Source organism: Achromobacter sp. NPDC008082, from assembly GCF_042957345.1.
GTDB lineage: Bacteria > Pseudomonadota > Gammaproteobacteria > Burkholderiales > Burkholderiaceae_B > Achromobacter > Achromobacter kerstersii_A.
This window is the reverse complement of record NZ_JBIBIB010000003.1, coordinates 104,842-119,026: the sequence shown is the minus strand read 5'-3', so window position 1 is coordinate 119,026 and position 14,185 is coordinate 104,842. Positions and strand designations below refer to the sequence as shown.

The window sequence follows — 14,185 nt, the reverse complement described above, 5'->3', positions numbered from 1 at the left end:
CGTTGATCGTGTAAACGCTACTCTTTCTCGTATCGCAGTTCCCTGCCCGCGTTGGACTCGACCAGCGCGCCGTCTTTGTCCCGCGTGAACGTCTTGTGCATCGGCGTGCCGGCGGCCGATTCAGGCACCTCGACATCGATGCGGATGGCGCGTGCGCCGGCATCAATCTTACTGATATCAACCTGATGCCAGCGCGCGCCCGAGGGCAGCGGCAGGAACACTGACAAGGCCTTCAACGCACCCGGCGCGATTGGCGCCGTGACGCCGTCCGCGCCTTCCGAGGAGCGCGGCCCGCCGCCATAGTCAGCGTCCGAAGAAGACATCGCGACATCGATTTTGACGGGACGGTCGCGGTAGTACACGCGCACGGTCAGGGGATCGGCGCTGCCCGCCCCCGTCTCGGCGTGCACCGCTGCAATGGGGGAATCCGGTTGTATCGGCGGGGTGTCCAGGAACACCTGCTTGCCGTCGCTGCGCCACGTGCCGCGCGCCGCGATATCGACCGCGCCGTAGCTCATGATGTAGTCAAAGCTGCCATCCTGCGACAACAACAATTCGCTGCCGACTTCCCGCACGCCGCGCAGAAAGTAGTGGCCGGGCAACCCGGATGCGTCGGCGGATTTGCTGGCGGCTTTGGCGCGGGCGCGCGCTGCGGGTGCGTTGGCGGACAGAGGCGTTGCACACTCGGCAGGCAATGACACGCCAGCGTCCTGCAAGACCGCGGCGAACGCCGGCGACGATTGGCACGCCAGCACGTACGAAAACGTTTGCCCCGGCGGCGCAGACGCATTGTCGAAACGGGCATGGTGACGCGCCAGCAAGGCCAGCATGCGCGGCTGCCCCGTTTCCAGCGCCACCCACGCGGGGCTGCGGCCCGCCGCGTCGGCCAGATCCGGCTGCGCGCCCGCGCTCAACATCGCATCCGCCAGGTCTTCGCGGCCCAACTGTATGGCCGCAATCAACGGCGTTTGGCCATCGTCCAGCACCGCATCCAATGCGCCCTTCGATGCGTTCACCCATTGCAGCATGGGCACAACTTCACCGTGCCGCGCCACGATCAACTGCCGGCTGTGCAGCAACTGCAACACCATACGTTGCGGCAATGGCGCAGCGTCGCTCGCGCACGCGCCCTGCTCGCCCGTAAAGCCCGCCGCCCGCAATTGCGCAAAGACCTCCGGTTTGTCCAAGAGATTGAGCTCGCCCCGTTCCGGCACACACGCGTCCGCGATGCGCTGGCCCGTGGCCTGACTGACCCGCTGCACCAGCGCCATGTCGCCCGACGCCACTGCGGCGTTCAACAAGGCATACGGGGCGGGCGCGCGCGGCAGGCGCGGGTCATCCAGCTTGGCGCCTGCGCGCAGCAGACGATCCAGCATCGCGGTGTCCTGCCGGCCAATCAGCCAATACAAGGCGCTTTCGCCATTGGGCGCCAGGCCCGCCGGGTCGGCACGCTTGGCCAGCAAGGCGTCGACGACCGGCGCCTGGCCGGAGGTGGCGGCCAATACCAGCAGGGGCGTGGGGTCGCCGGCGCTGTCGCGCGGCAGTTCGATGGACGCGCCCGCGTCGATCAGCATCAAGGCCAGCGCCGTGTCGCGGTTCTCAAGCGCACGGCGAATGGCGTTCGCCCCCAATGACTTCAAATCGAATCCGGCGTCGGCGAACTGCCGCAATGTTGCCGCGTCGCCGGCCTCAAGCGCGACATCCACTGCCGACTTCACGTCATAACCGGTACGCTTGACGCGCGGGTCCGCCCCCGCCGCCAGCAGCAGCTTGACGGCATCGGGCTTGCGGGCCTGGACGGCGTCGGCAAGCGGCGTGTTGCCATACTCGTCGCGCGGGTCGCCCTCTACTGCTGCACCCAATTCCAGCAGGCGTTGCAGCGTCTTCACGTCACCCTGCCGCGCGGCAAGATTCATGATGGGCCGCGCCTCAATTTCCAACTTCGTGAACACCGTGGCGCTGCCTCGCGTCTGCGGGCCACGCTGTGCGAACGGCATGCCTTCACGCAGCAATTGCGCGGCAATATCGGGGTGCCCGCCTGCCACCGCGGCTTGGGCGGCGTCCAGCCAGATGTCGCGCCCGCCGCTTTCCCCGTAGCTCGTTGCGGGAATATGGCGCGGGCCCAACTCCATCAGGACAGGCACCGCGCCGGCGTTACCCAGGTAGGCCGCCAACGCCAATGCGGTCAGGTCGTCTTCGTAGGCGGGCTTGCTGCCGGTTGCGGCCAACGCTTTCAAGGGCGCGGCGCCTTCGGTCAATTCCACCATCGGCCCCCACGCCAGGTAATTTGCAACGTCGGGCTCGAAATCGGCAAAGGGCTTGGCCGCACCGGCCTTGAACAAGGCCAGCACCATCTGCGTCATTGACGCGCGATCCACCATGCGCGGCAGATACGTCATGCGCACGGCAAATTCAAAATCGCGGTGCAGCAGGAAATCCAGCGGCGTGCGGTTTTCATCGCCGCGCTGGTTTGGCTTGGCGCCGGCGGCAAGCAGTCTGTCCATGATCTCGGGGGTGCCGTAGAGCAGGGCCAGATGGAGAGGCGGCCGACGCGATTCATAGGTGACGTCATCCAGCGCGGGCTTCGTGGCCAGCAGCGCGGCCAGCATGCGGGTGCGGGCCGGCAAGATCGCGTGATACGCCTTGCGGATGTTCGCAGCGTCTTCTGGCGTGATGCTCCAGTACACGTCTTTGGAGCGCAAAGCGCGCGGCGGCATCAGCAAGGCATGCAGCAGCGGAACGCCATCCAGCGCGTAGTCGCCGGGATGATCCACCGCAGGCAGCGCCGCAAGGAACGCGGCGTCGTCGCTTGCGCGCACGGCGGCAAACAGCGCCTGCGTTTGCGGCGTGTCGGCGGCTTTGTATTCGCGGTAAGGCGATTCGCAGTCGCAGGGTTTGCCGGGTGGCTGGTCCGCCGCTTGTTGGGCTTTGCTGGATTCCACGGCGGCCGGGTCGAGCTTTACGCCTTCAAAGGCCGCCGCTTCGGCCTGCGCGTAGACCGGCTGCCCCATCGCGATTGCCGCGCCGGCCAGAACGCCGGTAAACCAAGCCTTGCTTGCCTTATGCTGCATCGCGTCGCCTTAGAGTGCGTCGTAAAGTCAGGGCGTCGAAGCGTCAGTGCGTCGAAGCGTCAGTGCGTCGAACCATTGGTGCGTGGAAGCGTCAGCGCGTTTAGGAACCTGTAGCCGGGACCAACCGCAATGGCTACGTCAGCCGGGGTCGCGCGTCTTGCGGGTTTGCTGAACTTCAACCTGGGCGCCGCCTTGCGCAAAGCTCAGGTCCAGCGCTTGGCCCGCCGCCAAGCCAGACGCGTCGCGCACGATACGGCCATCGGCGTCGCGCGCAATGGCATAACCGCGCGACAACGTATTGCCGGGGTCCAGCGCACGCAACTGAGCGGAGGCCGCCGCCAGCCGGTTGCGGCCTTGGACGAGCAGCCGCGCATGCGCCTGGCCGAGTTGGCGCGTGGCGCTGGCCAGGCGATCGGCCGCGCGGCCGGTATCGGGCACGCGATGGGTCAAACGCTGCGCCAACAGATTGACGCGCGCCGTGCGCCGGCCTTGCGGACCCGACCACGCGGACGCCAACCGGAAGCGCAGGCCATTCAAGCGTTCGCGCTGGTGCTCAAGCCGTTGCGCAGGCGACACCAGTTGGCCCGACGCGCGGTCCAGCCGCTGCGCGGCGCGTTCCAGCCGGCGTTGCTGGCCTCGCACCATGGTCTGGGCAGATTGCATGACCCGGCCCATCAATTCTGACCTGGGCACGCAAGCCAGTTCGGCGGCGGCAGTGGGCGTGGGTGCGCGCACGTCCGCCACGAAATCCACGATGGTGAAGTCGGTTTCATGGCCCACGCCGCTGATCACGGGAATGTCGCTGGCCGCAACCTGGCGCGCCAGATCTTCGTCGTTAAAGCTCCACAGGTCTTCGATGCTGCCCCCGCCGCGCACCAGCAGCAGCGTGTCGACTTCGGCGCGCGCGTTGGCCAGGCGCACCTGGGCGGCGAGCCTGCCGGCCGCGTCCGCCCCCTGAACCGGGGCCGGATAGATGATGACCGGCACCTGGGGCGCGCGCCGGGCCAGCGCCGACAACACATCGCGCAGCGCCGCGGCGTGCAGCGAGGTAATCACCCCGATCGCGCGCGGCAGCCGGACGGGCTCACGCTTGCGGGCGGGATCGAACAGGCCTTCAGAGGCCAATTGCTCTTTCAGCCGCAGAAATGCTTCATATAGATTGCCCAGCCCGGCGCGCCGCATGGCGTCGGCCTGCAACTGGTAGTCGCCCCGGGGCTCGTACAGCGACACCCTGGCCCGAATTTCGACCTGGTCGCCAGCGCGCGGCACGAAACCCACCGCACTGGCGCGGCTTCGGAACATGACTGCCCGCACAGAGGCCCGGCTGTCCTTGAGCGTGAAGTACCAATGCCCGGATGCCGCCTGCGTGAAGTTGGAAATCTCTCCGCGCACCCATAACGCCGGGATGCTGCGCTCCAACAACTGCCCCACTGCTTGGTTTAGCTGGGCAACTGTCAGGATATCCCGCGTGAATGCGTTGTTTGTGACTGCAAATTCAATTGTCATGAGGCTTTCCGATGCGTACCTGTCCACAGGGCATACGTAGCGGGCCGCAATGATACCGCGTCCACAGATTTTTGCAGCGGCGGCCCTGACAGCCAATAAATTCCGCACAAGGTACTGATTTTTATAGGATTTTTATAAAAACCCCGTTGCGCTCAATTGAAGCAAACAAGCGCCAGCCCCGTGCCCACAAGCGTTTCGGCAGAGTTTTACACAGAATTATCCACAAGTTCTGTGGATAAATCCGGCACTTGTCCGCCTTGCCACAACCCCGCCGCACCGTTACAGTTTCGTCTTGATCAGACGTCTGCACGCGCCGTCCTGCGCGCCCGGATTCCCCCCAGGAGTTGAACGCTTTGCTATCCATTCTGCGCGAGGCCGGCTGGCCTATCTGGCCTTTGCTGGCCACCTCCGTGCTGGGTCTGGCGCTGATCTTTGAGCGCTTCCTGTCGCTGCGCCGCAGCCTGATCCTGCCGCGCGGCCTGAATGAACAGGTCGCCGACATGCTGCGCAATCATCAGGACACCCCGGAATCCATCAACCGGCTGGAACGCAATTCGCCGCTGGGCCGCGTGCTGGCCGAAGTGATGCGTCACCGTCACCTGCCCCGCGAAGAACTGCGCAACGTGGTCGAAGACACCGGCCGCGCCGTGGCGCACGACCTTAGCCGCTACATCCCCGCCATCGGCACGATTGCCGTGGTGGCGCCGCTGATGGGCCTGTTCGGCACCGTCGTCGGCATGATCGAAATCTTTGGCTCTTACACCCCTGGCGGCGGCGACCCGGCGCAGCTCGCCCGCGGGATCTCGATGGCGCTGTACAACACCGGCTTTGGCATCCTGATCGCCATTCCCGCCATGATCGCGCACCGCTACCTGCGCAGCCGCGTCGACGGTTATCTCAGCGCCATGGAGCAATCCGCATCGCGCCTGGTGCGCGCCGTGTCGTCGCATTCCGCGGCCCGCGAGGGGCGTTCATGAATTTCCGCGGCTCCCGGGGTGATCGCGACGAGCTGGACATCAACCTGATTCCGCTCATCGACGTATTGCTGGTCATCTTGATCTTCCTGGCGGCCACCACGTCGTTCGCGCGCTTCACGCAGCTGAAGGTCACCTTGCCGCAAGCCTCGTCCGAACAAGACACGCCGCCCGCGCTGGAAGTGGCCGTCAGCCAGGACGGGCGCTATGCGTTGAACGGCACGCTGATCGACGTGTCCACCCCGCCCGAAATCGCCGACGCGCTGCGTCAGGCGGCCGCCGGCAAACCCGATGCGCTGGTCGTCATCAATGCCGACGCCCAAGCCACCCATCAATCCGTGATCAACGTCATGGAAGCCGCCCGTCTGGCGGGCATCGGCCGCGTCAACTTCGCTGCCCAGACCACCCGGTGAGCCAACCGCGTTCGTCCCCTTCGCTGCTGGCCCGCCAGTGGCAGCATGGCGGCTGGCTGTCGACCCTGCTGCTGCCGCTGTCCGCACTGACCGCTTGGGCCGTGAGCCGCAAGCGCGCTGCGTATCTCAGCGGGGCCAAACCCAGCTACCGCGCACCGGTGCCGGTGGTGGTGGTGGGCAATGTCTACGTCGGCGGCACGGGCAAAACGCCCATGGTCATCGCCACCGTGGAAGGCCTGCGCGCGCGCGGCTACACGCCCGGCGTCGTGAGCCGGGGGTACGGCGTGAAGATCGGCCCAGATGCTCGCGTCGGCACCGGCGCGCTGGAGGCCGCCCGCTTTGGCGATGAACCCGCGCTGATCGCCCGCGCTACCGGCGCCCCCGTTTCCGTGCACCCCAAGCGCGCACTGGCGGCGCAAGCGCTGCTGAAGGCCCACCCCGGCGTCGATGTCATCGTCTCTGACGACGGCCTGCAACATCTGGCGCTGGCCCGGGATATCGAAATCGTGGTGCAGGATGCGCGCGGCGTGGGCAACGGCCGGCTGCTGCCGGCTGGCCCGTTGCGCGAACCCGCCAGCCGCTTGCAGGATGTGGATGTGGTGGTCACGAACATCGGTACGGCGGACGGCCGCCCGGCCCACACGGGCAATGGCCGGCCCCGCCAGGTGCGGATGTGGCTGGAGCCGGGCGATACCCGTCAGATCGAAACTGGCGCTACGCGCCCCTTGTCCGCTTATGCCGGGCAGCCCCGCATCGCGGCGGCGGCCGGCATCGGCAACCCGGAACGCTTCTTCACGACGCTGCGTGCGGCGGGCATCACGCTGGAGGCGACGCTGCCCCTGCCCGACCATCACGATTACGCGGAATCCCCCTTTAAGGCGCTGGCGGCGGACACCGTCCTGGTCACGTCCAAGGACGCCATCAAGTGCGCCGCCTTGCACGACGCGCGCTTGTGGGAAGTACCGGTCCAGGCTGCGTTTTCAGACCCGGGTTTGTTTGATTGGCTGGCGCAGGCGCTGCGGAACACCGCGGGGATGCATCCCACATTTCGAGACAAGCCCGTCAATTCATAACATTAATTAACCAGGTGAGTGCCGATCGCTTTTTTCGCACGGCAAAAATCGGACTTCTCCCAGGACGTGCCGGTCCATCCTCTACCCAAACTGTTTTAGAATCGCGGTCATGGAATCCCGACTGCTCGACATCCTCGTCTGCCCCCTGTGCAAGGGCCGCCTCGAACACGACCGCCAGCAAGCCGAACTGGTTTGCCGCGCCGACCGCCTGGCCTTCCCGCTGCGCGATGGCATCCCCGTCATGCTTGAGTCCGAAGCGCGCGCGCTGGACGACGCCCCCGCTGCCCACTGACACGCCGCTACCGTGAGCTTCATCGCCCTGATCCCGGCGCGTACCGCCTCGACCCGCCTGCCCGACAAACCGCTTGCCGACATCGCCGGCAAGCCGATGGTCGTGCGCACCGCCGAGCGCGCCGCGATGTCGGGCGCGTCGCAATTGTTCATCGCGACGGACGACGTCCGCGTCCAGGCGGCGGTGCAGGCCCATGGCCTGACCGCCCTGATGACGCGCAGTGATCACCCCACCGGCACTGACCGGCTGGCGGAAGCGGTGGAACAGTTGGGCCTGCCTGATGACGCCATCGTGGTGAACGTGCAGGGCGACGAACCGCTGATCGAACCCGAACTCATCGACGCCGTCGCGGCCAAGCTCCAGGCTTGCCCCCAGGCCGATATCGCTACCTGCGCCAGCCCGCTGGCCGACGCCGAGGCGCTGTTCAACCCGAATGTCGTGAAGCTCGTCTGCACCGCCGACGACCGGGCGCTGTATTTCTCGCGCGCCCCCATTCCCTGGGCCCGCGACGCGCTGGCTTCGGGCGAACGCGTGCTGGCCGACGGCCTGCCCGCCTGGCATCACATAGGGCTGTATGCCTACCGCGTATCATTCCTGCGCCGCTTCCCGACCCTGCCGCAAGGCGTGCTGGAACGGTTCGAGTCGCTGGAACAGCTGCGCGCCATGGAACATGGCCATCAAATCGTCGTACACCGGGCGTCCAGCCCTCCCGCAGCAGGGGTAGATACCCCGGCGGATCTGGAACGCGTCCGGCTGATCTACAGCAAACAGATGTAAGGGTTATTTCGCATGGCGCAGCCCCGCATTGGCTGCTGCGTTGCGGCATAATCCCCCGGATCACAAAAAATAAACCCCATCAGGAGCACTCATGCGTCTCATCTTGCTCGGACCCCCCGGCGCCGGCAAAGGCACCCAGGCCGCGTTTCTCACCCAACACTTCGGCATTCCTCAAATCTCCACCGGCGACATGCTGCGAGCCGCGGTGAAGGCAGGCACGCCGCTGGGTATTGAAGCCAAAAAGGTCATGGATGCCGGCGGTCTGGTTTCCGACGAGATCATCATCGGCCTGGTTCAAGACCGCCTGAAGCAGCCCGACTGCGCCAGCGGCTACCTGTTCGACGGTTTCCCCCGCACCATCCCGCAAGCCGATGCGCTGAAAAGCGCCGGCGTCAAGCTGGACTACGTGGTGGAAATCGAAGTTCCCGAAGAAGACATCATCGAACGCATGAGCGGCCGCCGCGTGCACCAGCCCAGCGGCCGCAGCTACCACGTCCGCTTCAACCCGCCCAAGGTTGAAGGCAAGGATGACGTCACCGGCGAAGACCTGATCCAGCGCGACGACGATCGCGAGGAAACGGTGCGCCATCGCCTGTCCGTGTACCGCGAACAAACCCGTCCGCTGGTCGATTACTACTCGACCTGGGCGCAGCAGAACGCCGCCGAAGCCCCCAAGTACCGCAAGATTTCGGGCGTGGGCGCTGTCGACGAAATCAAGTCGCGCCTGTTCGAGGCCGTCAAGAGCTGATTGGCGCCTTGATGGCCAAAGGCCTTCGGCGCCGGCTGGACGCATTGCGCTCCGGCACCGGCCCGAAGGCCTTGTCGCATTCGGCGCCTGCCGCGCCGCACAACTTCCCTTGAACTGATCTGGTGGTAGAGACATGGAAATCGCGAACAAGGTATTCATCGTTACGGGCGGCGCGTCCGGCCTGGGTGCAGGCACCGTGCGCATGCTGGTGGAAAACGGCGCCAAGGTCGTCATCGCCGACGTGCAGGACGAGCCTGGCCAGGCCTTGGCCAAGGAATTGGGCCAGCGCTACGTGCATTGCGACGTGACGCAGGAAGCCGACGGCAAGAGCGCCGTTGCCGCCGCCCTGGAACTGGGCTCGCTGTTCGGCCTGGTGAACTGCGCGGGCGTCGCGCCCGCCGCCAAGATCGTGGGCAAGAACGGCGCGCACCCGCTGGATTTGTTCCAGAAGGTGGTGTCGATCAACCTGATCGGCAGCTTCAACATGATGCGTCTGGCCGCTGAAGCCATGAGCGCCAACACGCCCGAGCCCACCGGCGAACGCGGCGTGATGATCAATACGGCATCGGTTGCCGCCTTCGACGGCCAGATCGGCCAGGCGGCCTACGCCGCATCGAAGGCCGGCGTCGCCGGCATGACCTTGCCAATCGCCCGCGATCTGGCCAAAACGGGCATCCGCTGCATGACCATCGCCCCGGGCATCTTCGGCACGCCGATGATTTTCGGCATGCCGCAGGAAGTGCAGGACTCGCTGGCCGCCAGCATCCCCTTCCCCGCCCGTTTGGGCCGCCCGGAAGACTACGCCAAGCTGGTCTACAGCATCGTCACGAACGAGATGCTGAATGGCGAGACCATCCGCTTGGACGGCGCCATCCGCATGCCGCCAAAGTGATGTAGTACAAAGGCAGGCCCACGACGTGGGCCTGCCTTTTTTTGTTTGACCGCCTTTTTCTCGTAGTTCGTTTCGGGCCGGCCCGCACTTTTTACCTAGTCCCATCCATGAGCCTGTTTCGTTCGGCGGCCACTGTCAGCAGCTTCACGTTGCTGTCCCGCATTTCCGGCTTGATCCGCGACATCCTGGTTGCCCGCGCCTTTGGCGCCGGCCCCATCACCGACGCCTTCTGGGTCGCGTTCCGTATCCCCAACCTGTTGCGCCGCCTGTTCGCCGAGGGCGCGTTCGCCCAGGCGTTTGTGCCGATTCTTGGCGCCGCGCGCAATAAGCGGTCGGAAGAAGAAGTCCGCATCTTGCTGGACCGCGTGGCCCTGCTGCTGACCGCCACCCTGATGCTGATCACGCTAATCGGCATCGTTGCCGCACCCTGGGTGGTATCCGCCATGGCCAGCGGCCTGCGTGGGGCGGCCCGCGATACCGAATTTGGCGCGGCCGTCTGGATGACGCGGATGATGTTCCCGTACATCTTCTGCATGTCGCTGATTGCCTTCGCCTCGGGTGTGCTGAACACCTGGCGTCGCTTTGCCGTGCCCGCGTTCACGCCGGTGCTGCTGAACCTGTCGATGATCGCCGCCTGCATCTGGCTGGCCCCGCGCATGGACGTCCCCGTCTATGCGCTGGCCATCGGCGTGATGATCGGCGGCGTGGCGCAACTGGCCGTGCAGTGGGTGGCGCTGGCCCGCCTGGGGCTGACGCCGCGCTTTTCGCTGCGCTTTCGCCAAGCCTGGGCCGACCCCACCGTGCAACGCATCCTCAAGCAAATGGCGCCCGCCACGCTGGGGGTGTCCGTGGCGCAGATTTCGCTGCTGATCAACACCAATATCGCCACCTGGCTCACCCCGGGCAGCGTGACCTGGCTGTCTTTCGCCGATCGGCTGATGGAATTTCCGACGGCCTTGCTGGGCGTGGCACTGGGCACCGTGCTGTTGCCCAGCCTGTCGGCGGCCCACGCCCGCGACGACCACGGCGGCTATAGCGCGCTGCTGGACTGGGGCCTGCGTCTGGTGCTGTTGCTTGGCCTGCCCGCCGCAGTGGGCATGGCGCTGCTGTCGGATGGCTTGGTCGCCACCCTGTTCCACTACGGCGCCTTTGCCGCCCAGGACGTGCTGCAAACCCGCCTTGCCGTGATTTCCTACTCCGCAGGGCTGATCGGCCTGCTGGCGGTAAAGATCCTGGCGCCGGGCTTCTACGCCAAGCAAGACATCCGCACGCCCGTGAAAATCGCCATCGGCGTGCTGATTTTGACGCAGGTGATGAATTTGATTTTGGTGCCTTTCATGGCGCATGCGGGCCTGGCGCTGGCCATTGGGCTGGGCGCCTGCCTGAACGCGCTGGCGCTTCTGATTGGCCTGCGCCGCCGCGGCGTATATCAGCCCGGACCTGGCTGGATGGTGTTTGCACTGCGTTTGCTGCCGGCGCTAGCCGCATTGGCGGCGATGCTTTGGTACGCGGATGGCAAGATCGACTGGCTCGGACTGCAAGCGCATGCGGGCCTGCGCGCGGCGTATCTTGGGGGCGTGTTGGCCGCCAGCGGCGTGGTCTACTTCGGAATGTTGTTACTCTTTGGCTTCCGTCTTAAGGACTTTGGACGACGCCCAAGCCGGTAAATTCAGCCGTCAAGGCGACAATCCCACCAAAAAGCCGGCTTCCTGCCGGCTTTTTGCATTAGATTCGTCAAGAATTGACAACCACCCGGTAATCTTTGGTAAAAAACCTTTATTATTTACAAATTGCCATCGAAAGGATTCCTGTCGGCGCCGCCGCCAGGGAGAAGAAGTGAAGTACGCCCAAGGACAACCCATGGCGGACCAGGTGATCAATTGGTTGCTATTGCTGCGCTCAGGTAAAGCGACAGCGCAGGACTACAACGACTTCCTGGCGTGGCGTGCGGCTGACCCTGTTCATGAGAATGCCTGGCAACAGCTGACAGGCTCGCTTGCAGGGTCGACATTTGGCCGGCTTGGTGACGCATATCCCGCAGCGGGGTATGGCACCAGCACCGCGCCCGCCGCATCGTCGCTGATCCCTCCGCCCCCGGCCATCGTGCCGCCCCGCCGCCGTTTTCTGACTGGCGCGCTTGCGCTCGCCAGTACAGGCGCCTGCGCCGCCTACGTCGGCAACGCCTTCTACCCGCTGAACAACGTGGCGGCCGATGCCGCTACCGCCACCGGCGAACGCCGCCGCTATCTGCTGTCCGACGGCAGCCAGTTGCTGCTGGATGCGCGCAGCCGCGTCAACCTGGATTTCACCCCCGCCTACCGCCAGGTCCGTCTGCTGGATGGCGCGGTGACGGTCTCGGTGGCGCCCGATGCGCGCCGCCCGTTCCTGGTGCAAACGGCCGAAGGCACCGTGCGTGCGCTTGGCACCCGTTATATGGTCCGCCAGCAGGCCCAGCGCACGGTGGTCGTGGTGCATGAGCATGAAGTCGAAGTCGAGACCATGGCGGGCGCGCATGGCACCGTTCGCGCCGGCACCGGCGCCAGGTTCGACATTTCCCGCATGGACACCCCGCGTGCAGAACTGATGGCTGAAGCCGCCTGGGAATCGGGCTGGGTGGACGCCCGGGGCCGGCCGCTGGCGGAAGTCATTGCCGCGCTGCGCCCGTATCGCACCGGCACGCTGCGCGTATCGATGGCAGCGGGCGGTTTGCCCGTCTCCGGCCATTTCCCGTTGGACGACACCAACGCCGCGCTGGACACGCTGCAAGACATGATGCCCATCCATGTTCGCCGTTTCACGCCGTGGTTCGTGTCGATCAGCGTCGCGACCTGACAACGCTCTACCCCGGGCCGGTGTTTCTGCGGCCCGCTTCGTTGTATACTCAGTACCGTGTTTTTATCCAGTAGGCGCCGCGGGTTTTCCTCAAGGCTGTGGTTCTAGGCTTTACAGAGGATCATCCGAAAGGGTTCTCTAGCTAGGACTCTCCAGCCCAGGAACGCTTTCCCCCAGCGCCCCCCGCCCGGTTGACGGGCGCTCCATCGACAGATCAGACATTAAAAGCTTGCATTCCCATAGGGACTTGCTACAATGTTCGACTTTGCCGAATTCAACTTATATAGCAACATGGCCAATACCGCCCAAGCCCGCAAGCGCGCTCGCCAATCCGTTGAGCGCAACAAGCACAATTCCAGCCTGCGCTCGATGCTGCGCACCGCCATCAAGCGCGTTCGCCAATCCATCGCCGCTGGCGACAAGGCTGCGGCTGGCGACGTGTTCCAGAAGGCCTCGAGCGTGATCGATCGCGTGGCTGACAAGAACATCATCCACAAGAACAAGGCTGCTCGCCACAAGAGCCGCCTGGCTGCCGCTATCAAGGCGCTGGCCTAAGATTCTGCCGCCCCGGTTTGTTTGGGGCGTCATGAATACGGCAAATGAAGAAGGATGCCCCAGGGCATCCTTTTTTGTTGCCTGCTACGCCCCCAGCCGCGCCTTGATGGCGTGAGCGGCTTCCATCAGCGAGGCCGTGAACGCTTCCACCAGCGGGTTGGCCGGACGATGCTCCGGGAACACCAGATTGACGCGAAACGGGAACGCGCGCCGCAGCGGCCGAATATGCAAGCCCCGGCCCACGAAATCCAGGGCGGTCAGCGGGTTCACGATGGCGACCCCCAGCCCCTGGCGCACGAACGTGCACACGGATACCGCAGTCGGCGTTTCGACGATCGAGCGCCGCAGCACGCCCGCTTCCGCGAAGGCTTCGTCAATCTGAATGCGGTAGGGGTCGCTGGATGACAGGCTGACAAAAGCGTGGCCTTCGAAATCAGCCAGATCGATCTCGGCCTTTTCCAATAGCGGATGCCCATCGGGCAACACGCACACCTCATCTACCTGCAATAGCAGCTGCACCCGCGTGCCAGCAGGCGCCGCATCGTGTTCGGTCAGGCCCAGGTCATAGCGTTGCGCCGTCAGCCACTCTTCAAGAAAGGGTGATTCTTGCGTCTCAACTGACAGGCTCACGCCCGGATGCTGGCCATGAAAGCGCCGGAACGCGTCAGGCAGGATGGAATGCGAAAACGCGGGCAACGCAATCACCGAGAGCTGCCCGCCCCGGAATTCGCGCAGCCGCGCCGCCGCCGACGCCACCCGTTCAAGCCCCGCGTAGGACTGGCGAATCTCGTCATACAGCGCCAGCGCCGGCATGGTGGGCCGCAAGCGTCCGTGCACGCGCTCGAACAGCGCAAAGCCGATGCCCTGCTCCATGCGCGCCAGTTCGCGGCTGACGGTGGGCTGCGACGTGCTGAGCAGCTCGGCCGCCCGCGTCACGCTGCCCGCAATCATCACCGCGCGGAACACTTCGATATGCCGATGCGTCAGCATGGACCACCCCATATCAGGAATGAATGGATCTTCAACATATAAGCATTTTACTGGATGCCCTG

Annotated in this window: 13 protein-coding genes; 10 read left to right on the top strand and 3 right to left on the bottom strand. The window is 65.2% G+C overall.

Annotated features, from left to right (window positions below):
* Window positions 1-17: 17 nt before the first annotated feature.
* Together ACFZAI_RS12775 and xseA are read right to left on the bottom strand one after the other, a co-directional pair.
* The gene (locus ACFZAI_RS12775; protein WP_391567214.1) at window positions 18-3,071 is read right to left on the bottom strand and encodes an ankyrin repeat domain-containing protein; all 3,054 of its coding nucleotides are present in this window, start codon (window positions 3,069-3,071) and stop codon (window positions 18-20) included.
* A gap of 138 nt (window positions 3,072-3,209) precedes the next feature.
* Window positions 3,210-4,577, bottom strand: a complete 1,368-nt coding sequence (xseA, locus tag ACFZAI_RS12770) for an exodeoxyribonuclease VII large subunit (protein ID WP_391567213.1) — start codon at window positions 4,575-4,577, stop codon at window positions 3,210-3,212.
* 353 nt (window positions 4,578-4,930) lie between these two features.
* On the opposite strand from xseA, the gene ACFZAI_RS12765 reads away from it, so the two are divergent.
* The 10 genes from ACFZAI_RS12765 (at window position 4,931) to rpsT (ending at window position 13,133) form a co-directional block, all read left to right on the top strand.
* Entirely contained in the window at window positions 4,931-5,554 is a 624-nt protein-coding gene (locus ACFZAI_RS12765; RefSeq protein ID WP_054424968.1) for a MotA/TolQ/ExbB proton channel family protein, read from the top strand.
* A complete protein-coding gene (locus ACFZAI_RS12760; protein WP_391567212.1) occupies window positions 5,551-5,964 on the top strand; it encodes an ExbD/TolR family protein in 414 nt (137 codons plus the stop codon). Before ACFZAI_RS12765 ends, ACFZAI_RS12760 begins: the two co-directional genes overlap by 4 nt.
* The gene (gene lpxK, locus ACFZAI_RS12755; RefSeq protein WP_391567210.1) at window positions 5,961-7,037 is read left to right on the top strand and encodes a tetraacyldisaccharide 4'-kinase; all 1,077 of its coding nucleotides are present in this window, start codon (window positions 5,961-5,963) and stop codon (window positions 7,035-7,037) included. Before ACFZAI_RS12760 ends, lpxK begins: the two co-directional genes overlap by 4 nt.
* 109 nt (window positions 7,038-7,146) lie before the next feature.
* Complete coding sequence (locus tag ACFZAI_RS12750) at window positions 7,147-7,329, top strand: Trm112 family protein (protein WP_054424959.1); 183 nt, start codon at window positions 7,147-7,149, stop codon at window positions 7,327-7,329.
* 12 nt (window positions 7,330-7,341) lie between these two features.
* On the top strand, window positions 7,342-8,106 hold the full coding sequence (gene kdsB, locus ACFZAI_RS12745; RefSeq protein ID WP_391567209.1) for a 3-deoxy-manno-octulosonate cytidylyltransferase: 765 nt from the start codon (window positions 7,342-7,344) through the stop codon (window positions 8,104-8,106).
* Window positions 8,107-8,197: 91 nt separating this feature from the next.
* Window positions 8,198-8,854, top strand: coding sequence for an adenylate kinase (gene adk, locus ACFZAI_RS12740; protein WP_391567208.1), 657 nt, complete (start codon window positions 8,198-8,200; stop codon window positions 8,852-8,854).
* A gap of 133 nt (window positions 8,855-8,987) precedes the next feature.
* Complete coding sequence (locus tag ACFZAI_RS12735; protein WP_391567207.1) at window positions 8,988-9,746, top strand: 3-hydroxyacyl-CoA dehydrogenase; 759 nt, start codon at window positions 8,988-8,990, stop codon at window positions 9,744-9,746.
* Between the two features lie 107 nt (window positions 9,747-9,853).
* Entirely contained in the window at window positions 9,854-11,413 is a 1,560-nt protein-coding gene (gene murJ / locus ACFZAI_RS12730; protein WP_391567206.1) for a murein biosynthesis integral membrane protein MurJ, read from the top strand.
* Window positions 11,414-11,606: 193 nt separating this feature from the next.
* Window positions 11,607-12,578, top strand: a complete 972-nt coding sequence (locus ACFZAI_RS12725) for a FecR domain-containing protein (protein WP_391567843.1) — start codon at window positions 11,607-11,609, stop codon at window positions 12,576-12,578.
* A gap of 291 nt (window positions 12,579-12,869) precedes the next feature.
* Window positions 12,870-13,133, top strand: a complete 264-nt coding sequence (gene rpsT, locus ACFZAI_RS12720) for a 30S ribosomal protein S20 (RefSeq protein ID WP_025135824.1) — start codon at window positions 12,870-12,872, stop codon at window positions 13,131-13,133.
* Between the two features lie 84 nt (window positions 13,134-13,217).
* Here rpsT and ACFZAI_RS12715 read toward each other — a convergent pair whose 3' ends face one another.
* Entirely contained in the window at window positions 13,218-14,123 is a 906-nt protein-coding gene (locus ACFZAI_RS12715) for a LysR family transcriptional regulator (RefSeq protein WP_391567205.1), read from the bottom strand.
* Window positions 14,124-14,185 lie beyond the last annotated feature (62 nt).

Coding starts and splice junctions, on each gene's coding strand:
- ACFZAI_RS12760 (WP_391567212.1), top strand. CDS start 5,551: ATGAATTTCCGCGGCTCCCGGGGTGATCGCGACGAGCTGGACATCAAC.
- adk (WP_391567208.1), top strand. CDS start 8,198: ATGCGTCTCATCTTGCTCGGACCCCCCGGCGCCGGCAAAGGCACCCAG.
- ACFZAI_RS12775 (WP_391567214.1), bottom strand. CDS start 3,071: ATGCAGCATAAGGCAAGCAAGGCTTGGTTTACCGGCGTTCTGGCCGGC.
- ACFZAI_RS12750 (WP_054424959.1), top strand. CDS start 7,147: ATGGAATCCCGACTGCTCGACATCCTCGTCTGCCCCCTGTGCAAGGGC.
- rpsT (WP_025135824.1), top strand. CDS start 12,870: ATGGCCAATACCGCCCAAGCCCGCAAGCGCGCTCGCCAATCCGTTGAG.
- ACFZAI_RS12735 (WP_391567207.1), top strand. CDS start 8,988: ATGGAAATCGCGAACAAGGTATTCATCGTTACGGGCGGCGCGTCCGGC.
- xseA (WP_391567213.1), bottom strand. CDS start 4,577: ATGACAATTGAATTTGCAGTCACAAACAACGCATTCACGCGGGATATC.
- ACFZAI_RS12725 (WP_391567843.1), top strand. CDS start 11,607: ATGGCGGACCAGGTGATCAATTGGTTGCTATTGCTGCGCTCAGGTAAA.
- murJ (WP_391567206.1), top strand. CDS start 9,854: ATGAGCCTGTTTCGTTCGGCGGCCACTGTCAGCAGCTTCACGTTGCTG.
- ACFZAI_RS12715 (WP_391567205.1), bottom strand. CDS start 14,123: ATGCTGACGCATCGGCATATCGAAGTGTTCCGCGCGGTGATGATTGCG.